The organism is Arthrobacter sp. P1_B9 (assembly GCF_056406495.1).
In genome coordinates, this window is the sequence record NZ_JBFUAA010000003.1 from 221,249 (window position 1) to 240,509 (window position 19,261).

The 19,261-nt window shown below is 66.7% G+C and carries 17 protein-coding genes; 6 read left to right on the forward strand and 11 right to left on the reverse strand.

The features are described 5' to 3' along the window. Positions 1 to 370: 370 nt before the first annotated feature. Complete coding sequence (locus tag AC1D1A_RS05965; protein ID WP_476872725.1) at positions 371 to 1,828, reverse strand: benzaldehyde dehydrogenase; 1,458 nt, start codon at positions 1,826 to 1,828, stop codon at positions 371 to 373. A gap of 188 nt (positions 1,829 to 2,016) precedes the next feature. Here AC1D1A_RS05965 and AC1D1A_RS05970 point away from each other — a divergent pair, with 188 nt between their 5' ends. After that, positions 2,017 to 2,562 (forward strand): flavodoxin domain-containing protein, encoded by a 546-nt coding sequence (locus AC1D1A_RS05970; protein ID WP_476947332.1) that lies wholly within the window; start codon positions 2,017 to 2,019, stop codon positions 2,560 to 2,562. Positions 2,563 to 2,565: 3 nt separating this feature from the next. Here AC1D1A_RS05970 and AC1D1A_RS05975 read toward each other — a convergent pair whose 3' ends face one another. The 3 genes from AC1D1A_RS05975 to AC1D1A_RS05985 form a co-directional block, all read right to left on the reverse strand. After that, positions 2,566 to 3,258: a hypothetical protein gene (locus tag AC1D1A_RS05975; RefSeq protein WP_476849027.1), complete on the reverse strand. Its 693-nt coding sequence runs from the start codon at positions 3,256 to 3,258 to the stop codon at positions 2,566 to 2,568. Between the two features lie 76 nt (positions 3,259 to 3,334). Next, complete coding sequence (locus tag AC1D1A_RS05980) at positions 3,335 to 3,973, reverse strand: hypothetical protein (protein ID WP_476872726.1); 639 nt, start codon at positions 3,971 to 3,973, stop codon at positions 3,335 to 3,337. Positions 3,974 to 4,310: 337 nt separating this feature from the next. Then, entirely contained in the window at positions 4,311 to 4,532 is a 222-nt protein-coding gene (locus tag AC1D1A_RS05985) for a hypothetical protein (RefSeq protein WP_230009052.1), read from the reverse strand. Between the two features lie 606 nt (positions 4,533 to 5,138). Between AC1D1A_RS05985 and AC1D1A_RS05990 the strand changes: the two genes are divergently transcribed. Beyond that, entirely contained in the window at positions 5,139 to 5,492 is a 354-nt protein-coding gene (locus AC1D1A_RS05990; RefSeq protein WP_476849025.1) for a hypothetical protein, read from the forward strand. Positions 5,493 to 5,797: 305 nt separating this feature from the next. Here the strand turns inward: AC1D1A_RS05990 and AC1D1A_RS05995 are convergent, their stop codons facing one another. From AC1D1A_RS05995 to AC1D1A_RS06010, 4 genes are all read right to left on the reverse strand, one after another. Beyond that, positions 5,798 to 6,511: a hypothetical protein gene (locus AC1D1A_RS05995; RefSeq protein ID WP_476849024.1), complete on the reverse strand. Its 714-nt coding sequence runs from the start codon at positions 6,509 to 6,511 to the stop codon at positions 5,798 to 5,800. A gap of 91 nt (positions 6,512 to 6,602) precedes the next feature. Next, a complete protein-coding gene (locus AC1D1A_RS06000) occupies positions 6,603 to 8,162 on the reverse strand; it encodes an FAD-dependent oxidoreductase (protein ID WP_230007967.1) in 1,560 nt (519 codons plus the stop codon). Then, complete coding sequence (locus AC1D1A_RS06005; protein ID WP_476947333.1) at positions 8,159 to 10,450, reverse strand: molybdopterin oxidoreductase family protein; 2,292 nt, start codon at positions 10,448 to 10,450, stop codon at positions 8,159 to 8,161. The genes AC1D1A_RS06000 and AC1D1A_RS06005 overlap by 4 nt, the downstream gene beginning before the upstream one ends. A gap of 1 nt (position 10,451) precedes the next feature. After that, positions 10,452 to 11,843, reverse strand: coding sequence for an MFS transporter (locus AC1D1A_RS06010; RefSeq protein ID WP_476849155.1), 1,392 nt, complete (start codon positions 11,841 to 11,843; stop codon positions 10,452 to 10,454). 320 nt (positions 11,844 to 12,163) lie between these two features. Here AC1D1A_RS06010 and AC1D1A_RS06015 point away from each other — a divergent pair, with 320 nt between their 5' ends. After that, complete coding sequence (locus AC1D1A_RS06015; protein ID WP_476856529.1) at positions 12,164 to 13,576, forward strand: MFS transporter; 1,413 nt, start codon at positions 12,164 to 12,166, stop codon at positions 13,574 to 13,576. A 105-nt stretch (positions 13,577 to 13,681) separates the two neighbouring features. Here AC1D1A_RS06015 and AC1D1A_RS06020 read toward each other — a convergent pair whose 3' ends face one another. The 3 genes from AC1D1A_RS06020 to AC1D1A_RS06030 all read right to left on the reverse strand — a co-directional run bounded on the left by AC1D1A_RS06020 (position 13,682) and on the right by AC1D1A_RS06030 (position 17,215). Continuing rightward, positions 13,682 to 14,413, reverse strand: a complete 732-nt coding sequence (locus AC1D1A_RS06020) for a glutamine amidotransferase (protein ID WP_476851866.1) — start codon at positions 14,411 to 14,413, stop codon at positions 13,682 to 13,684. Positions 14,414 to 14,509: 96 nt separating this feature from the next. Further along, a complete protein-coding gene (locus AC1D1A_RS06025; RefSeq protein WP_476859105.1) occupies positions 14,510 to 16,363 on the reverse strand; it encodes an acetyl/propionyl/methylcrotonyl-CoA carboxylase subunit alpha in 1,854 nt (617 codons plus the stop codon). A gap of 147 nt (positions 16,364 to 16,510) precedes the next feature. Continuing rightward, complete coding sequence (locus AC1D1A_RS06030; RefSeq protein ID WP_476947334.1) at positions 16,511 to 17,215, reverse strand: Maf family protein; 705 nt, start codon at positions 17,213 to 17,215, stop codon at positions 16,511 to 16,513. A gap of 134 nt (positions 17,216 to 17,349) precedes the next feature. Here AC1D1A_RS06030 and AC1D1A_RS06035 point away from each other — a divergent pair, with 134 nt between their 5' ends. Genes AC1D1A_RS06035 through AC1D1A_RS06045 form a run of 3 tightly spaced genes read left to right on the forward strand, consistent with a single transcriptional unit; the run spans position 17,350 to position 19,222 of the window. Further along, positions 17,350 to 17,517, forward strand: coding sequence for a hypothetical protein (locus AC1D1A_RS06035; RefSeq protein WP_223914108.1), 168 nt, complete (start codon positions 17,350 to 17,352; stop codon positions 17,515 to 17,517). After that, positions 17,514 to 18,272: a cytochrome b N-terminal domain-containing protein gene (locus AC1D1A_RS06040; protein ID WP_476872729.1), complete on the forward strand. Its 759-nt coding sequence runs from the start codon at positions 17,514 to 17,516 to the stop codon at positions 18,270 to 18,272. The genes AC1D1A_RS06035 and AC1D1A_RS06040 overlap by 4 nt, the downstream gene beginning before the upstream one ends. Then, positions 18,269 to 19,222 carry a hypothetical protein gene (locus AC1D1A_RS06045; protein WP_476947335.1) on the forward strand — a complete coding sequence of 318 codons (954 nt, stop codon included), beginning with the start codon at positions 18,269 to 18,271 and terminating at the stop codon, positions 19,220 to 19,222. Before AC1D1A_RS06040 ends, AC1D1A_RS06045 begins: the two co-directional genes overlap by 4 nt. Positions 19,223 to 19,261: the final 39 nt, after the last annotated feature.

Consider the following 19,261-nt stretch of genomic DNA (forward strand, 5'->3'; position numbering starts at 1 on the left):
TCCGGGCAGGGATTCTTCGTTTTCGGCAGTCGGGCGCACCGCCGTGCGGGGGCCGCGGTTTCGCGTCAACGTCGCAACACCTAACTGGGAAGGGTGCTGTTTTATGGGACGTTCGGCGCGTAGTTTGCGGAAAATGGGACCACCGGGCCTGCTTGATAAGCGGCCCGGATATGTTCAGCTCATGAAAGGCGGGCATTCGAACTTAGCGGCATGAAGGATCCTCGGGACCAGCCGGAACACAGGGAGCCGTAGCCGGCCCGGCGCTGGGGGCGGTGCACTTCGGGCTGACGGGCGGACCGGCTCCGGCCATCGTGCCCGCGGAGTCCGGCTCCGCGCCATCTGCGGCGTGGAACTCCCGCATTTACCCGGCCTAAAACGGGTACGGCGCGATGTCCGGCCGCACGGTCAGCCACTGGATTTCCGTGAAGGATTCCATGTTGGCGTGATGGCCGCCGATCCGCGAGCCGTTGCCCGAGTTCTTGACCCCGCCGAAGGGCGAGTTGGCCTCGTCGGATACGGTCTGTTCGTTGATGTGGACCTTGCCGGAGTCGAGCCGGTCGGCGATCGTCATGGCCATGCCGACGTCGCCAAGAATCCCGATGGAGAGCCCGTATTCGTTGTCGTTGGCCAGGGCCACGGCCTCGTCCACGGTGGAGAACTTCATCACCGGCGCCACGGGGCCGAAGATTTCGTCCTTCCACGCAGGGCTGGCGAGGTCGAGGTCGGCGAGCACGGTGGGCTGGTAGAAGCGGCCGTCGTGGCTGCCGCCGGCGGCCAGGCGCGCGCCGCCCTGCACCGCGTCCTGAACGATCGTGTCCACCCGGTGGAGCTGCTTCTCGTCGATTACCGGGCCCAGCGCCACTGTTCCGCTCTTTGGGTCGCCTACCGGTAGATGGCGGGCCTTTTCCGCCAGGGCGCTGACGTAGTCCTCGTAGATGTCCTCGTGCACGATATGCCGGCCGGACGCCATGCAGATCTGACCCTGGTGCATGAAGGAGCCAAACGCGGCGGCGGAGACAGCTTTGGGGAGGTCGACGCCGGGCAGCACGATCATTGCGTTGTTCCCACCGAGTTCCAGGTGGGCGCGCTTGAGCAGCCGGCCGGCCGCCTCGCCCACTTTGCGCCCTGCCGCCGTCGACCCCGTGAAGGCGATGACGCGGACCTCGGGTGCCTCTACGACGGCCGAGCCGATCTCGGCGCCGCCGGGCAGCAGGGAGAGCAGGCCGGGCGGAAGACCCGCCTCCTCGAACACCCGGACCAAGGTGACGCCACCACAGACCGCAGTGCGCGGGTCCGGTTTGAGCAGGACGGCGTTGCCAAGGGCCAGCGCCGGGGCGACTGCGCGGATGGAGAGGATCAGCGGGAAGTTGAAGGGTGCAATCACCGAAACGACGCCGACGGGCCGGCGCCGGGCGAAGGACCAGCGGCTCTCGTTTGAGGTCAGCACGTCGCCAGCCGGGAGTGAGGGCAGGGCGGAGGCGTCGTAGCATTCGTTGGCCGCGATGTGGGTTTCCAGCCCGGCTTTGGGCGGGATGCCGCCGGATTCGCGGACGATCCAGGCCTGGATTTCCGCCGAGTGTTCCTCCCAGAGTTGTCCCGCGCGGCGGAGCACGGCGGCGCGGTCTTCCGGGTTGCGGGCGGCCCAGTCCTTTTGCGCTTTCGCGGCTACCGCGGCGGCTTCGCGGACATCCTCCACGGAGGCCACGCCATAGCGGCCCAGCGTTTCTCCGGTGGCTGGTTCGACGGCGTCACCGGTCCCGCCGCGCCCGGGCCGCCAGCCGCTGAGGTAGATCTTGCCGTCCCAGAGGGCGGAGTCGAGCAGGGACATGTTGCGTCCTTTCATCGAGGGTTCTGCTTGTGTACCGGCCGGTCGAAACAGAACCGCACCGGGCCTTCGTCCATCTCATGTCGGTAGGCCGCCGCCGTCAAGAGTGCGGGCGTCAAGAGGGCCGTGCGTCGCCGCCCGCGGGACCTTCGGCCGTAGTGCGTCACAGCCGGGCGAGGTCAACTTGGCACATGGCCAAAATCTATATCCCCTACGGGACCGTCGAAGGACAAACCGCGCAGATCGTGGAGTACATCGCCGAGGTGGTCCGGGCGAACGGGCACCAGGCGGAGACGGCGGACCTCAAGCATTCCCCGGACCCTCTTCCGGGCGGCTATGACGGCGTGATCGTGGCGGCCTCCGTGCACGTGGGAAAACACGAGGGGTACGTCGCAGACTTCGTTAAGAAGAACCGCGGTGAGCTCGAACGCTTGCCGTCGGCCCTGGTTTCGGTGAGCATGGCCGCACACGGAGACGAGCAGACCGCGGAGGGCTACGTGGAGAAGTTCGAGCAGGACACGGGCTGGCGGCCCGCCCACGTCGGGTTGTTCGCCGGCGCCGTGCTCTATACCCACTACGGGTTCATCAAGAAGCACGTCATGAAGAAGATCGCCAGCGACAAAGGATCCTCGGACACGGACACGTCCCGTGATTACGTGTACACCGAGTGGGACGGCGTCCGGCGCTTCACGGAGGACTTCCTGGCCCGGTTCGCCGAGCCGCCCGCCCAGCCGTAGGGCTCAGGAGTAGGCGTACGGCGGAACCGTGTCGCCGGGGGTGAAGGGTATGAACCACTGCTCGAAATCCAGACTTGCGGCGTCGTCCTCGAGAACGTCAAGGTTGTCGGAGTAGAGCGCGTCACTGTCGGCATCCTCCAACAGGACTTCCTCGACGTCGGCCCGCCAGTCCTCCGGAAGATCCAGTTCGTAGATGTCCTCGGTGATTTCCGCCTGATCGAGCAGGCAGCGGACGGCTAGTTCCGCTGCAAGGCAGCCGGGGGCGGTCCAGCCCCGGACCAGCGACGCGGTGACGTCGGCCGCGACCACGATGAACTTCTGGGTGAACTTCGCGTCGTAGCTGGCGGCGAACTGTGGCGGCAGCGAGGACAGGACGGAGGTCCCGGCGATGTCGGCCGGCGTGAGAACATCCAGCGTGCTGAGCGTTCCGAGATCGCGGAACAACTGGTCGATCAGAATGCTGGACGAGTTCCACAGGAGTCCGGCCAGCAGACGGGTCTGGCCCACGGCTTTGCGCCGGTCTTCGGAGGAGACGGAGGCCATTTCGGCCAGGTCCTCGGGATCAAACTGGAGCCGCTGCTCGGCTGTCATGTCGTCCGGGTGGGGGTCGAGCCCAAGCAGTTCCAGGCTCAACCCGGTCAGCTTCCGGGCGTCGGCCAGCAGTTCTTCGGTGATGTCGTCGTCGTCGGCGCTCATGGCCCCGATGCTACCCGCCGTTGGCCCGCGGCCCGATTTGCGTTACGCGGCCGGGTTTGGCGGCGGTGCGGCAGCCTTAGGCGGCCGCGGGGTGGATGGTTCCCGACGTCGAACCCGCCCTGGCCATCCGGACGGACAGCAGATAGGCGATCCCGCAGGCCAGGGGAACCAGGCTGGCCGCGATCAGCGATCCGACCGCACCCGACCTTCCGATGATCGTGATCAACAGCGGCAACACCCCCAAGCCCACTAACAGCCAGCCGGCCAGTGCGGTAACTTTCAGGCCGAGGATTGCGGCCGGGAACGCCAGCGCGAGAACGCTGACGGCGATGAGGGGGCCGTTGTCGTTGAGGAAGGCGCTGAGGGCAGCGGGGTCGAAGGCGAGCCACACGCACGCGGCAATGAAGGCCGAGGCGAGGGCGAGCAGCAGGGGAGCGGTTGCCGCCGGCCAGAACCAGGCCGAGACCGCGAGGATGAGCATCGGAACCACCCAGGCGAGCGTGATCAGCGTTCCGGATGATCCGCCCGGGTCCTGCATCGCGAAGCCGCCGATGAAGATTCCCCCGATGATGGTGAACGCCGCCATGACGGCCGCTCCCGTGCGCGTCAGCGCGGCCGCCCGACGTTGCGGATCCTTTTCGCGCGACATGACAACGCCCATCACGACGGCGAACACAATGATCGCGCCGAGCGCCAAAATGACCGGGACGTTCATGGGATGCCTCCTGCGGCTGAACGGAACCTACGTTCATTGCAGCCCCGCCCCTCGGCCGTGCCAAGGGGAGAAAGGCCCGCTTCGGAGCTAGTGGAGTTGCTGAGTGCCCTGAACTCCGGGCTTCCCGATTATTGTTCAACCCAGATGGCGTGGGACAGCCGAACCGTATGTGGCAACTTGGCCTGCCCCGCAGTCCGGGGTGGCCGGACGCACTATACCGAGAGGGGAATGGGATGCACCTCGTCCGCAGGGTGACCCGTGCGGTCATGAATGCGCTTCACAGCATCCGCGGCTTTAATGTTCCTCTTCGGGGGAATGGTGACCGCCTGCTCCAAAGTTACGGACGGTTAAACTCCTGCTGCCACCGTGCCTTATCCCACCTCTCCTGCAGCTTTCGGTCCATGGTCCATTTACTCTCCCATGTGTCGAAGTTGGCCTTGAAGGTGGGCACGTAGTAATTGGAGCCCTTGCGGTGGGTTCTCTTCTTGAGTCTCAGCAAGAGGCCGAGCAGGATCCACACTGCGATGAGAATTACGACCAGGAAGAATACTGTCTCCACGGGCAACCAGTCCTCGAAGGGGTTTAATGCCCCCAGTTTAATCCAAGTAGCGCCGGATAACGAAGCATGCCGCTTCCCACCGGCAGTGCCACTGCCCGTACCGTTGTCGCACGAACAGGAGTTCTGTTCGCCGGTAGGGAAAACAGGTGAGACCTTCGTCCTTCTAAGCCCCCAAGTGTCGCAAGCGTGCGTCTGACTGACAATGGCCGGACTCGGACTCGGACTTGCCCGACGTGCGGTTACAGCTGGCGGGAGGTTGGTGCACTGCGTTTCAACAAGGTCCGGGCTCCCCAATTCACGCACGACGTCAAGACCAGGACGGGGATTGCATTGGTAGAGCATGACCGCTTCGAAGTAGCGATCGATATTCCCACGCTGACTATGTCCGGGCTGCCCTGTATGTGTTCGTTCCGGTGTGGTTTGGTAGGCGGCGTACCCCAAGCGGAGGGTCCACGCCAGAGCACTCACGGTGGTCGGGCCTCTCCTCAGTTCCTTCTCATCATCCGGCCCGACATTGTGATGACCATGAGGACGACAACTCACCTGCGGGGCGATCAGGAAAAAAGACCTCTACCTCCTGGTGCGTCGAAAATGCATAATGGCGTCATGTTCCTATTCGTGCTAGTAGCCATTTTGCTGCTGGTCTTGTTTTGGCAATACATCGTGGCTGGGATCGGCCTGTGGGTGCTCGTGCTGATCATGCGCACCTTGATCAATTGGACGATCGCCGACCCCAAGCCGAACTACCGCCGGGAGCACGTTCAGACCCGGCCTGTGGCCAGGCCCGTCCAGGCTCGCCCTGTTGCCAAGTCCATCCAGACCCGGCCAGCGGCCAAGCCCAGGCCTGCCCTCGAGTTGCCACGGCCCGACTATCTGCCCAGGTGGACTGCCAGCCGCCGGCTGGATGCCGCCCGCGAGCATGCCCAGTGGCAGAAGAATTTCGACAACGCAGCGCAGTAAACCCCGCCGGCCCGGGGTCTAAAAGGGGTAGCGGGGCCGCATCGGTGTCCGGCGGAGAGCGTATTCCGGGGCGCCGGAACCATGGCCCGGTCCAGCTGTGCCTCGCGGGCACCGATGGCGGAAACCCCGCGGATATAGTTCGCCGCCACGCCCAACACGGCTGCCCGTTCACCGATACGCGGGCAACGTTTCTGAACTGGGCCTCAGGCTTGTTCGACCTTGCCGACCACACGCCCGATTAGCTGTAGGTGGTAAACGTACGACCCACACCTGGTACCGGCAACATTGTTGTTGCGCACGCGGAGTCAGTCGCCCGTCTGCGACGTTGCCGACCAGTACCACGTGTGTGAGGCGGGATAAGGACGCCGCCTCGTTCGTGGGGTGAAGTCCTCGTCCGTGGCGTCGACTATCTTTAGCTGGCCGCCCTCGTCAACCATCCTCGCAAGGTCGGCCCTGCTCAACTGCTCGGCCAGCCTCTGCCGGACTGCCTCGGTCACCTCGAAGAGGCGATCGTCCACTGTTTCGACGAGTTCGCGGAAAAGCTCCACGAGCGGAGGCGGCAGCGTCTGCGACGCGGTCATTGCCGACACATCCCGCACTCGAAGGGTTGAGGCATCGAGGACACCCACCGGAAAAGTTGTCGCCACGTTTGATTGCGAGTGCGCAATCGTGGTGTTCCTGAATGCCCCCACCAGCTGGTGAATGTCTAAGAGCTCATCGGGGATGGCGATGTGGTCGGTCAGTGGCTTGCGCACGTTCGAGTGGAAGTAGGTGCGGCAGTATGCGACGACGGCGAAGGCGATCAGATAGGCGCCCGCGTCCTCGAGCTGAGAGCCCTCCCCACGGGACTTGATCGCGAGATCGAGCGCATGGCGAGCTTCAGCAAGATCCGCCCCGTAGCTCGACAACTCGACGAACAACCGAGCATCTGCGGAGTCCGGTACCGTCACGATCTTTAAAATTGATTCCTCAGCGCTGTTCACCGGACCATCATCGCCGAGATCGACTACCGCGGCCATCGTTGCGACATGTGTCGCATTGTCGGGCGGACGCCAGACACAAGATGCTGACGGCCTTCGTCGGTGTTGGGGCGCAGCAGTGGCCGGATGATCAGGCAGCCGCCCCCTGAAAGTGGGCCTCGATGATGCCCTTGATGTCCTCGTGGCAGCCGCCGCAGCCCGTGCCGGCGCGGGTGGACGCCGATACCTCGGGCACCGTTCCGCAGCCCTCGGACACGGCCGTAGCAATCGCCGTGCCGCTGACGCCGGCGCACCGGCAGACGGTCCGGGCGGGGTCGGCGGCACCCGCGGAAGCGATCTGGTCCGGCCCGTCCAGGCGCAGCAGCAGTGACCTGTCGGCGGGCAGTTCCGCGCCGCGTTCGAAGAGCTGCACCAGCTCGGCCGAGGTTCGCGGCATGCCCACGGCCACGAGCCCTTCCAGCACGCCGGCGCGGGTGGTCATCTTGACGTAGCGGCCGTGCTCGGGATCGGCCCACTGGGCGATCTGCAGCCGGGGCCGGCCGTTCACGGCCCCTGAGTTCAAGGCTTCCTCGTCCCAGGGATCTGCGGACACGTCCCCGGCCACGGCCATGTTCATGCCGCGGGCCTTGAGCACGATCACGCCCGGCAGTTCCGCCGGCAGGGACGGCAAAGCTTCGGCCTCCGCCTCGGGCCCGGACGCCAGCAGGGTCAGATAGTCGGCGAGCCATTCGGCCTGCCGCCAGCCCGGGCCGACCAGCCCGGAGGGTCCCCTCGCAGTCCGGCACTGAACGCATTCGGGGTCCGGGCAGCGGACCTCGGCGCAGTCGCCGATCGCGAAGATGTGGGGCTCGTGGTGGGCGCGGAGCTTGTGGTCCACCAGGATCCCGGCACCGGTGGAGAGCCCGCAGCCCTCCGCCAGTTCGGTCCGCGGCCGGACACCGCAGGAGAGGACCAGGAGGTCGCCGTCGATCGCGGAGCCGTCATCCAGCAACAAGGCGGAGAAACCGCCGTCGGGCGCGTTGTGTTCGACGCCGACCGAGCGGGCGTTGCCGGCCACCCGCACGCCGCAGTTCCGCAGGGACGCCGCGAGCACGGCGCCGCCGCCGCGGTCGATGTTCCGGCCCAAGGGATGCGGGCCGTTGTGCACCACGGTCACCGTGGCGCCTTCCTCGGCCGCGGCGAGGGCCGTCTCCAGGCCCAGCACACCGCCGCCCAGGACCACCACGCGCTTGCCGCCGGCCACGGCAGAGTGCAGCACGGACGCGTCGCGGAGATCGCGCAGGGCGGTCACGCCCGGCGGCAGCACCGGCGCGGCCGGGTCCGGATTGAGCCCGGTCAGGTTGGGGATGACCGGCCGTGAACCGGTGGCGAAGACGAGCCGCTCGTAGCCGGGGGAGGTGCCGTCGCTCAACAAGACCTGCTGCCGGGCGCGGTCCACGCGGCGGACGCGGACGCCCAGCCGGACATCGACGCCGTCGGCCACCAGTGCCGCCGCGTCCGCGAGGGCGAGCGCGGCCGGCGTCGTCCGGCCGACGCCAAGATCCGCCACCAGCACTCGGTTGTACGCCGCCTCGGACTCTTCGCCGACCACGGTCAGGTGTGCGATGCCGCTGCGCACGGCCGGCAGCAGCTCGTCGATCAGCCTCGCGGCGACGGGCCCGAAGCCCACCACCACAATCCGCTCAGTCATGAGGTCTCCTCTGCTTGAAGAACGCGGGCTGGAACGCCGCTGTGCTTGCCGGCCAGGGCATCCAGGGAAGCTGCCGGGCGGATCCACACTTTGCTGGTCTTGAACTCGGGCATCCCGGAAATGGGGTCCGTGGCCGCCTCCGTGAGCCGGTTGGCGCTCTCGAGCTCCGGGAAGTGGAACGGCAGGAACACCGTCTCCGGGCGGATATCTGTGGTCAGCTCGGCGCGGCAGCTGACCACGCCGCGTTCGTTGGAAATCGAGACGTAGTCGCCGTCGGCGATGCCCTGGGCGGCAGCCGCGGCGGGGTGGAGCTGGAGCCGCGCCTCCGGCTGTGCCTCGGCCAGGGCTGCCACCCGGCGGGTCTGCGCGCCGGACTGGTAGTGCTCCATCAGGCGGCCGGTAATGAGGGTCATCGGCGTGCCGGGACGATCGTCGCCGGCTCGGTCGTCCCGCTGGTCCGCCCGGCGGTCCGCCGCGGACGGGACGCCCGCAGAAGAAGAACGACGCCGGGGCGTCACCGGCGTGAACACTGCCCGGCCGCCCGCATGGGCGAAGGCGTCCAGGAAGAGCCGCGGCGTGCCCGCGCTCCCGGCGGGGTAGGGCCAGTAGGCGGCCTCGCCGCGGTCGAGCATGGCGTAGTCGATCCCGGAGTAGTCGGCCAGGCCGCCGGAGGACGCGAGCCGGAGCTCCTCGAACACTGTTTCCGGATCCTCGCTGAAGGTGGAGGGCGCGTGCAGCATTTCGGCCAGCCGGGTCATGATCCACAGCTCGCTGCGGACACCGGGCGGGGGAGTGAGGGCCCGGCGGCGGCGGAGCACACGGCCCTCGAGGTTGGTGAGGGTTCCTTCCTCTTCGGCCCACTGGGTCACCGGCAGGACCAGGTCCGCCTCGGCGGCGGTCTCGGAGAGGAAGAAGTCGCACACCACCAGGAAGTCCAGGCTGCGCAGGCCCGCGATCACGGCATTCGCATCCGGCGCGGACACCGCCACGTTGGCGCCGTGCACGAAGAGGCAGCGGACGCCGTTTGGCTGTCCCAGCGACTTGAGGAGTTCGATGGCGGGAAGGCCGGGGCCGGGAATCAGGGGTTCGGGCACGCCCCAGACCCTGGCCATGTGGGCGCGGGCGGCGGGATCGGTGATCTTCCGGTAGCCGGGGAGCTGGTCCGCCTTCTGGCCGTGTTCGCGGCCGCCCTGGCCGTTGCCCTGGCCGGTGAGCGTGCCGTAGCCGCTGCGCGCGGAGCCCGGCAGGCCAAGCAGGAGGGAGAGGTTAATGGCGGCCGTGGCGGTGTCAGTGCCGTCCACGTGCTGTTCGACGCCGCGGCCGGTGAGGATGTAGCTGCCGCCCTTGCCGGCGCCGTCGGCCAGCCGCCGGGCGGTTTCACGGATCAGCCCGGCGGGGACGCCGGTGATCGACTGGACCCGTTCGGGCCAGAAGCTGGCGACGCTGCGGACCGCGGCGTCATAACCCGTGGTCCGGTCCGCGATGAATCCCGCGTCGGCGAGGCCCTCGTGGATCACCGCGTGGGAGATGCCCAGGAGCAGGGCGAGGTCGGTGCCGGGCAACGGCTGCAGGTGCAGCCCGCCGCCGTCGGAGGTGAAGGCGGCGGTGGCGGAGCGCCGGGGGTCGACGACGATCAGGCCGCCGGCGTCGCGCGCCCCCTGGAGGTGCTGGACGAAGGGCGGCATGGTCTCGGCAACGTTGGAGCCGAGCATCAGGATGGTGCTGGCGGTGTCGAGGTCCGCGAGCGGGAACGGGAGCCCGCGGTCCAGGCCGAAGGCGCGCATGCCGGCCGCGGCGGCCGAGGACATGCAGAACCGCCCGTTGTAGTCGATCCGTGAGGTGCCCAAAGCCAGCCTGGCGAACTTGCCCAGCTGGTAGGCCTTCTCATTGGTGAGGCCGCCGCCGCCAAACACGCCGACGGCGTCAGCCCCGTGCTCGAGGCGGGCCTGCTTTACGGCGGAGACGATCCGCATGAGGGCCTCGTCCCAGCTGACCGGGTGGTGGACGCCGTCGGCGCCCTTCAGTAGGGGCTCCGTGACGCGGCCCGGGTGGTCCAGCAACGAGGCGGAGGTCCAGCCCTTGCGGCACAAGCCGCCGCGGTTGGTGGGGAAGTCCCGTCCGGCGACTGTCAGGAGCGGCGCGGTCGTTGGGGTAGTGGCGGGGCCCGGTGCAGCGTCTACGGGGTCTGACCCCGGCTGGACAGCCGGGGTCAGAGCCGCTGGAGATGTGAGCGTCATGGCGCACTGCAGAGCGCAGTAAGGGCAGTGCGTGTCGGCGCTTTTGGTCATGTTAGACGTGTCCCATCGCATTTCGGTTGGCGTTGCGGATGTAGCAGAACCAGCAGACCACCAGCATCAGCACGTAGGCCCCCACGAAGCCGTAGAACGCCGAGGTGTAGGAACCGCTGGCGGTGTTGGAGGCGTTGAGGACCTGGGGGATGATGAATCCGCCGTAGGCGCCGATGGCCGAGATCAGGCCGAGGGCCGAGGACGCGAGCCGCTGGGTGGTGTGCGTGCTGGCCCCGGCGCGGGCGGCCCGGCTGGAGGTGGCGAAGATGATCGGGATCATGCGGTAGGTGGCGCCGTTTCCGAAGCCGCTGGCAGTGAAGAGGAGCAGGAACAGGAAGAGGAAGAGCCAGAAGTTCTTCAGCGGCAGGGTCCAGAGCATGGTGAGGGTGATGACGGCCATGGCGGCGAAGGCGGCGACGGTCATGCGGGCCCCGCCCATCCGGTCTGCCATGCGTCCGCCGTACGGGCGGGCCAGGGAGCCGACCAGCGGGCCGAGGAAGGCCAGGGACAGGGCCACGGTGCCGACGGAGATGGAGGAAAATGCCGGGAAGTAGTCCTTGATGAGCTTGGGGAAGACGCCGGCGAAGCCGATGAAGGAGCCGAAGGTGCCGATGTACAGCAGCGCCATGATCCACAGGTGCGGCTCTTTGACCGCGGCCAGCGAACCTGCGACGTCGCCCTTGGCGCTGGTGAGGTTGTTCATGTACTTCCAGGCACCAAAGGCTGCCAGCAGGATCAGCGGAACCCACATGAACCCTGCGACGGGCAGGTTCACGGTGCCGGCTGCCAGCAGGGTGATGGCGATCGGCACGGCCAGCTGTGCGACGGCGGCACCGAGGTTTCCGCCGGCGGCGTTCAGGCCCAGGGCCCAGCCCTTTTCCCGTGCGGGGTAGAAGAAGGTGATGTTCGCCATCGAGCTGGCGAAGTTGCCGCCGCCGAAGCCGGCCAGCGCGGCCACGAACAGCATGACGCCGAACGGGGTGGCCGGGTTGGCGACGCACAGGCCCAGGCCGATCGTGGGGATCAGCAGCAACAGGGCGGACACGATGGTCCAGTTGCGGCCGCCGAAGCGGGGAACCATGAACGTGTAGGGGATCCGGAGCGTGGCGCCGACGAGGCTTGGCATGGAGATCAGCCAGAAGATCTCGTTGGTAGAGAATTTGAAGCCGGCGGAGGGAAGCTGGACCACCACGATCGACCACAGCTGCCAGACCACGAAGCCCAGGAACTCGGCGAAGATGGACCAGTTCAGGTTGCGCCGGGCGATCGAGCGGCCGGCCGACTCCCACTGCTCCTTGTTTTCCGCATCCCAGTTGGCGATCCAGCGGCCGGGCCGGTGGTCGAGGGTAAGGGTGCCGCCGGTACTGGCGGCGCCGACCTCTGCGGTGCCGATTTCGGCGGTGCGTTCAGCAGTCACTTGGGAGACCTCCTTGGGGGGGTGATGTCCTTCAAAGGTAGGGACGCCGCGTTTCCGGGACGGACGCGGTTTATTAACGCGCTGTGACTTTTGCCTATCGGGGCTTTTATGACGGTGTGAGAATAGGTGTGACGACCACCACGTGAGACAACGACACGAAGTCCAAATAGCGGACTATTTGTCCATTGACTGGACGGTGGGAACTATTATCAGACGTATACGAATCCCTAGCCGGCGGTCCCGGGCATCGGGCTCTTGGGGAAATATCCGACCGGTCTTCATGAAAGCGTTACTACATGTCATCCACTGCCACCTCCGCGGAGCATGGGTCCACCAAGCAGGTGAATTCGCGCGGCCGCGTGATTGTCGCCAGTCTGATCGGTACCACCGTCGAGTTCTATGACTTCTACGTTTACGCCACTGCGGCCGTGCTCGTTTTCCCGAAGCTCTTCTTCCCCGGGCAGAACGAGACGACCCAGCTGCTGGCATCCTTCGCCGTGTTCGGCGTCGCCTTCATCGCCCGCCCGCTCGGCTCGGTCATCTTCGGCCACTTCGGTGACAAGTTCGGCCGCAAGGGCACGCTCGTGGCCTCGCTGCTGACCATGGGCATTGCCACCTTCCTGATCGGCTGCCTGCCGACGGCAACCGTCCCTGGCTGGACCTTCCTGGCCCCGGCACTCCTCGTGGTCCTGCGCTTCTGCCAGGGCCTGGCCCTCGGCGGCGAATGGAGCGGTGCGGCGCTGCTGGCGACCGAAAACGCCCCGTCGAACAAGCGGGCCATCTACGGCACGTTCCCGCAACTGGGGGCCCCGATCGGCTTCATCATCGCCAACGTGATCTTCCTGGTCTTCAGCTACACCCTGACGCCGGAGGCCTTCATGGAATGGGGTTGGCGGGTGCCGTTCCTGCTTAGTGCCGTCATGGTCATCATCGGCCTCTATGTTCGGCTCAAGCTGATCGAAACCCCCGCTTTCACCAAGGTCCTCGAATCCAATGAGGTTGCCAAGCTGCCGCTGGCACGGGTCTTCAAGACCAGCTGGCGCCCGCTGATCCTGGGCACGTTCATCATGCTCGCCACCTACGTGCTCTTCTACCTGATGACCACGTTCACGCTGACCTACGGCACCCGGGCGTCCAGCCTGGACACGGCGAAGGCCGCCGCCGAAAAGGCCGGCAAGCCGATGACCGAGGCCGCTGCCGCTGCGTTCGTCCCGGGCCTGGGCTACAGCCGGAACGATTTCCTCTGGATGCTGATCGCCGGTGTCGTATTCTTCGGTATCTTCACGCTGGTCTCCGGCCCGCTGGCCGAAAAATTCGGCCGCCGCAAGATGCTGATTGTTGTAACTTTCGGCATCCTCGCCTTCGGCCTGCTGTTCGTTCCGCTGTTCAGCGCCGGATTCGTGGGCGCCATGGCATTGCTGATCATCGGCTTCTCGCTCATGGGCCTGACGTTCGGTCCCATGGGTGCGCTCCTGCCGGAGTTGTTCCCGGGCAATGTCCGCTACACCGGCTCCGCCATCAGCTACAACGTCTCCAGCATCCTGGGCGCTGCCGTGGCTCCGTTCATCGCCGTCTGGCTCTGGGAACTGGCCGGTGGCAGCACCGTGCTGGTGGGTGTCTACCTCGCCGCCATGGCGGTGCTGACGCTGATCGCCCTGTTCGTGAGCAAGGAAACCCGGGACCTCGACTACACCAACAACGTAGCCTGACGTCCGGCCCTCTTTCCTGACAGAGGAAGCCCGGTGTGTTCATTGAACACACCGGGCTTCTGCGTTTTGCGGGGCTGCGGGGCCAGGCTTCAGCGTTGGCGGGGCTCAGCTCGCGTAGCGCTCCACAAAGTTCCGCAGGATCTTCATCGGTTCTGTCGCAGTGAACTGCCGGGCGTCATCCATGAGCATTTCGGCCGATTCCGGCGGGAAGTAGCCGGCATGGCGGTAGATATCGATCCTGGTGACGAGCCCTTCAGCATCGAGCTCGGGGTGGAACTGCGTCGCGTACAGGTTGGTCTTGATCCGGAACATGTGCACCGGGCAGGCGGCCGAGCTGGCCAGCAGCACCGCATGGGAGGGCAGGACGGTGCAGGCTTCCTTGTGGCCGGTGAACGCCGTAAAGCTCTCCGGCAGCCCGCGCAGGAGGGGATCCTGCAGCCCCTCCGCCGTCAGTTTGATGGTGACGCCGCCGAGCCCTTCACCGTACGTCCGGTCGATCACGGCGCCCTGGTGCAGTCCGAGGGTGCCGACGCCGTAGCAGGCGCCGAGGAACGGGAAGTCCTCGGCCACGATCCTGTCCAGCAGCCCGGCGAGTTCGCGCTCCACCCGGTGCTGGGTGGCGCTCTTGTGCTCGGCCGGGTCGCTGGACGTAAAGGGACTGCCGCCCACAATGACGCCCGAATAGTCGGACAACTCAAGCGTTGGCAGCGGGGCGGCTTCCATCCGGATGCGGTGGAGCTGCTCGGGCCGGAGTCCGCAGTAGCGAAGGTAGGCGCGGTATTCGTCCTCGGCGGCGGTGTCCTCCGCGCGCGAGGCGAGGAGCAGGAATGGCTTCACACTCCAAGTCTCTACTGGCCGGTTGCGGACGCGCCAGAGGCGCGCCCGCAACCGGCAGCGGCGCCGGCCGTCCGCCGTCGCCGTACCGTGTGCCGCTTACTCTGCGGCGCCGTCCTCGATCATGGCGATGATGGCGCCGGCGGACACGGTCTCGCCGGCCGCTGCGGCGAGGCCGATGACGATGCCGGCGCGGTGGGCGGTGAGCGGCTGTTCCATCTTCATCGCCTCGAGCACGACGACGAGATCGCCCTCGGCGACCGTGTCACCCTCGGCGACGGCCACCTTCACGATGGTCCCCTGCATGGGGGAGGTCAGGGCGTTGCCGCTCGCGGCCGCGGGTGCGCCGCCACCCCGGGAGCGCTTCTTGGCCTTGGCCGGCTTTGCGCCTGCGGCGTTGCCGACTGAGCCCAGCGACGCCGGCAGCACGACTTCCAGGCGCTTGCCGCCGACCTCGACGACGACGCGCTGGCGGTCACCGGCGTCGGCCGCTTCAGCCTCGGTGCCGGTCGGGGTCCAGGCCGGAATGTCATTGACGAAGGCCGTCTCGATCCAGCGGGTGTGGACCTTGAAGGGGCCTTCGGCCGGTGCGAAATCGGGATTGGAAACCACCGCGAGGTCGAACGGGATGACGGTGGGGATGCCCTCCACCACCATTTCCTCCAGTGCCCGCCGGGAGCGCTGCAGGGCCTGGGCGCGGGTGGCGCCGGTGACGATCAGCTTCGAGAGCATGGAGTCGAAGTTGCCGCTGATGACATCGCCCTGCTCCACGCCGGAATCGACGCGGATACCGGGACCGGTGGGGTTTTTCAGTACCGTGATGGTGCCGGGGGCGGGCATGAAGTTCCGGCCCGGGTCCTCGCCGGTGATGCGGAATTCGATCGAGTGGCCGCGGACTTCCGGGTCGCCGTAGCCGAGCTCCTCGCCGCGGGCCAGCCGGAACTGTTCGCGGACGAGGTCGATCCCGGTGACTTCCTCGGAGACGCAGTGTTCCACCTGAAGGCGGGTGTTGACCTCGAGGAAGGAGATGGTGCCGTCCTGGCCGACGAGGAATTCGCAGGTGCCTGCGCCGAGGTAGCCCGCCTCCTTGAGGATGGCCTTGGAGGATTCGTAGAGCCGGCGGTTCTGTTCCTCGGTGAGGAACGGGGCCGGGGCTTCCTCGACGAGTTTCTGGTTCCGGCGCTGGAGCGAGCAGTCGCGGGTGGAGACCACCACGACGTTGCCGTGGGCGTCGGCCAGGCACTGGGTCTCGACGTGGCGCGGGGCGTCCAGGAAGCGCTCAATGAAGCACTCGCCGCGGCCGAAGGCGGCGGTGGCCTCGCGCACGGCGGATTCGAAGAGTTCGGGGATTTCTTCGCGGGTGCGGGCCACCTTGATGCCGCGTCCGCCGCCGCCGAAGGCCGCCTTGATGGCGACGGGCAGGCCGAACTTGTCCACGAAGTCGAGGATTTCCTCGGCGGATTCGACCGGGTCGGCGGTGCCGGGGACCTGCGGGGCGCCAACCTTCTCGGCAATGTGGCGGGCCTGGACCTTGTCGCCCAGGGCAGAGATCGCTTCGGGGGAGGGGCCGATCCACGTAATGCCGGCATCGATCACCTTGGCGGCGAACTCGGCGTTCTCGGCCAGGAACCCGTACCCGGGGTGGATGGCGTCCGCGCCGGACTGGCGGGCGACGTCGATGATCTTGTCCATCACCAAGTAGGACTCCGCGGCGGTGTTGCCACCGAGCGCGTAGGCCTCGTCCGCGAGCCGGGCGTGCAGCGCGTCGCGATCGGGGTCCGCGTAGACAGCCACCGAGGCGATGCCTTCATCGCGGGCGGCGCGGATGATGCGCACCGCAATTTCTCCGCGGTTGGCGATCAGCACCTTGGTCAGCCGGCGGATGCCCGCGGCTGTAGATGACTGCGTTGATCCCGGCACGGTGGGTGCGGACTGCTCCGAATTTGCTGACAAGGCGTCTCCTTCTTTCCTTCAGGGAGCCTAGCGCGGTTTTGAGGGTTCCGCCGATATTACTTGCGGATTCCGCGCGTATACGGCCCTTCCTTTGTAGGGTTGCCACAAAGGGCGGCGAATTGGCTCACTCCGCCACGCATTCCGTCGTTACTCGGCGCGGACGTCCGCCGGGTCCACAGCCCCGCCGGTCCAGAGCTCGGTGATGCCCACATTCGCCTGGCCGAGCAGGGCACGCAGGGTGGAGATGGAGAGCCCGACGACGGTGTGGGGATCGCCGTCGACCTTGCGGATGAATGCCCCGCCGTAGCCGTCGATCGTGAAGGAGCCGGCGCACTGCAGCGGCTCGCCGGTGGCGATGTAGGTCTCGATTTCCCCGGCGCTCATCTCCATGAAGTGCACCTCGGCCGAGGACACGGAGCCCAGGGTGGCGCCGGTGCCGCGCGCGCCGTCGTCGCCGTCGGTGTCTGCGTCTGTGTCAGCGTCTGCGACGGCCGTGTCGCGGCAGTCCACGAGCCAGTGGCCGGTGTGCAGGACGCCCATGCTGCCGCTCATGCGGAGCATACGCTCCCGGGCGACGTCGGCCGTGTAGGGCTTTCCGTGGGCCTCGCCGTCGAACTCGAAGACCGAGTCGCAGCCGATCACGATTGCGCCGTCCGCCTCGGGCAGGGACGCGACGGCCTCTGCCTTGGCCCGGGCAAGCAACAGGGCCGTGTCATGCGGATCCGTCACGCCGTAGCGGGCCTGCACGGCGTCCTCATCCACGTCCGAGACGAGGACCTCGTGGGCGATGCCGGCGTTGTGGAGCAGCTTGGTGCGGGCGGGGGACTGGGAGGCAAGAATGAGGCGGGTCACGGCTCCAGCCTAATCCACCGCAGCACAGCAACACGGGGTCCCGGAAGGGCGCCTAAACGGGGCAGAAGACCCTGTCTGCGGATACGTGACAGTGGTGGAGTTGAACCGGCATCCTAAAAAGAATCGAGCAGCTCATGTCTGGATGGCTCGTGGCAAGCGTTGGCATGGTTGGTGATGGAACATATTTTGGCTGGGACGGCTTCACCATCCAATCCGGAAACCTGATCGTGATCGTCGTGATGATCATCTTGTTCATCCTGGCCTTGGTCCTGCCTTTTCCCGGAGGGAAGCGGCGGAAATGACTGCCCCCGCAACACCGGGACACGGTGCGCAGGTCGATGAAACAGACGCCCGCACCTTGACCGGCAGGGCCCGCCGGTGGCTCCTGAGGAAGCTTCCGCCGGACAAACTCTTGCCCGAGGACCAGCCAAGCTTCGTGGCATCCTGGGCGTACGTATTCGGCATGGGGGCCATCGCGTCCCTGCTGTGGATCATCGTTTCCGGGATCGTGCTGGGACTGAACGGACCCCAGTGGTATCACGTGTCCTCGCTGGGGAGTTTCGTCAACAGCACGCATTTGTGGAGCGTGGAGTTCTTCTTCATCTTCATGGTGGTGCACCTGTGGCTGAAATTCTGGATGGCGGCCTGGCGCGGGGGCCGGGTGCTGACCTGGATCACCGGCGTGATCTCCTTTGTCGTTTCCATCGTGGCGGCCTTCACCGGGTATCTGCTCCAGACGAACTTCGATTCGCAGTGGATTGCCTTTGAAGCGAAGGATGCGCTGAACGCAGTCGGCGTAGGCGCTTGGTTCAATGTGGCCAACGTCGGTCAGCTCTTCACCTGGCACGTCACGCTGCTGCCCTTGGCCGTGGGCGCCGTGGTGGTCCTGCACGTCCTGCTGGTCCGGGTCCACGGCGTTGCACCTCCACTGGATGCCGCGGAGTCCGACGCCCAGCTGCTTCACAACCGCCCGGAGGCCACCGAACCTCCGGAGGCCACCGAACCTCCGGAGGCCACCGAACCCAGGGGCACAGAATCCGGGGGCGCAGTGCAATGACCAGAAAAAACAGCAGTACCTCCTGGCGGAAGGCAGACGACGTTGCCAGCCGGCCCTGGACGGGCAGCGTCCGCGAGTATGACCTCATCAAGGAACTGATCATCGGCGTTGTGGTGGTCGGCCTGCTCGTGCTCGGTGTGTCCGCCATCTTCGGGTCCCCTGATGAGCCCAGCGTGAGCCCCAAGGCGTGGGCCACGGCCGCCCCGGCGGATTTCGTTGGCACCGCTGCAAAGGAACTGGCCGGCACCAGCGATACTGCCGGATACGGGCCGCCCTACAACTCGACCCCGGACGCGACGCAGAACATCGGCCCCGTGGACCTTCAAAGCCTCTCCGGCGTCCGCCTCCCGGTTGATACCGCCAATGACTTCGTGATCGCCCCGCTGGCGTCGCTGCCGTCGCCGCCGGCAGAGCTGGCGAGCTGGACGGCCGCCACGGATCAGCAGCGCTCAGCCTGGGCAGCTGCCTATTCGGACGCCCTTGCCGCTGCGCCGGATAACGACCCGGCCCAGGTGGGCGACGGCGACTATGGCCCGGTCCCTGCACTGACCGGAGCGCTGCTGGAGATGGCGCGCCAAGGCAGTCTGGACGGCGTGCTGCAAAGCGGCGGAAACTTCTACAACATGGACTACACGCGCGGCCTCCTCTTTTTGGGCGACGGCGGCTACTTCCCGGATCTTGCGGCCAGCCAACACCTCTCCGGGGATCAGTGGGGCGTGATGAACGAAACCGGCGATACGCCTGGGCAGTCCTGGTTGTGGCTCTTCTCGCTCCTTTACCAAGTGGAACCGTTCAAGTCCGCGCCTAATGCCGATGCCCTCGTAGTCGTCACGATGTTCGTGCTGACGGCGTTGCTGGCCCTGCTGCCGTTCATCCCCGGACTACGGTCGCTGCCGCGGGTGATCCCCCTCCATCGCCTGGTCTGGAAGGACTACTACCGCAACCGCTGAGTCCGCCGGCAATCCGTGACGCCTAGCTTCGGCTGAGGA

Coding starts and splice junctions, on each gene's coding strand:
- AC1D1A_RS05990 (WP_476849025.1), top strand. CDS start 5,139: ATGTTCCTATTCGTGCTAGTAGCCATTTTGCTGCTGGTCTTGTTTTGG.
- AC1D1A_RS06005 (WP_476947333.1), bottom strand. CDS start 10,450: ATGACCAAAAGCGCCGACACGCACTGCCCTTACTGCGCTCTGCAGTGC.
- AC1D1A_RS05975 (WP_476849027.1), bottom strand. CDS start 3,258: ATGAGCGCCGACGACGACGACATCACCGAAGAACTGCTGGCCGACGCC.
- AC1D1A_RS05965 (WP_476872725.1), bottom strand. CDS start 1,828: ATGTCCCTGCTCGACTCCGCCCTCTGGGACGGCAAGATCTACCTCAGC.
- AC1D1A_RS06045 (WP_476947335.1), top strand. CDS start 18,269: ATGACCAGAAAAAACAGCAGTACCTCCTGGCGGAAGGCAGACGACGTT.
- AC1D1A_RS06040 (WP_476872729.1), top strand. CDS start 17,514: ATGACTGCCCCCGCAACACCGGGACACGGTGCGCAGGTCGATGAAACA.
- AC1D1A_RS05995 (WP_476849024.1), bottom strand. CDS start 6,511: ATGGCCGCGGTAGTCGATCTCGGCGATGATGGTCCGGTGAACAGCGCT.
- AC1D1A_RS06015 (WP_476856529.1), top strand. CDS start 12,164: ATGTCATCCACTGCCACCTCCGCGGAGCATGGGTCCACCAAGCAGGTG.
- AC1D1A_RS05970 (WP_476947332.1), top strand. CDS start 2,017: ATGGCCAAAATCTATATCCCCTACGGGACCGTCGAAGGACAAACCGCG.
- AC1D1A_RS06035 (WP_223914108.1), top strand. CDS start 17,350: ATGTCTGGATGGCTCGTGGCAAGCGTTGGCATGGTTGGTGATGGAACA.
- AC1D1A_RS06000 (WP_230007967.1), bottom strand. CDS start 8,162: ATGACTGAGCGGATTGTGGTGGTGGGCTTCGGGCCCGTCGCCGCGAGG.
- AC1D1A_RS05980 (WP_476872726.1), bottom strand. CDS start 3,973: ATGAACGTCCCGGTCATTTTGGCGCTCGGCGCGATCATTGTGTTCGCC.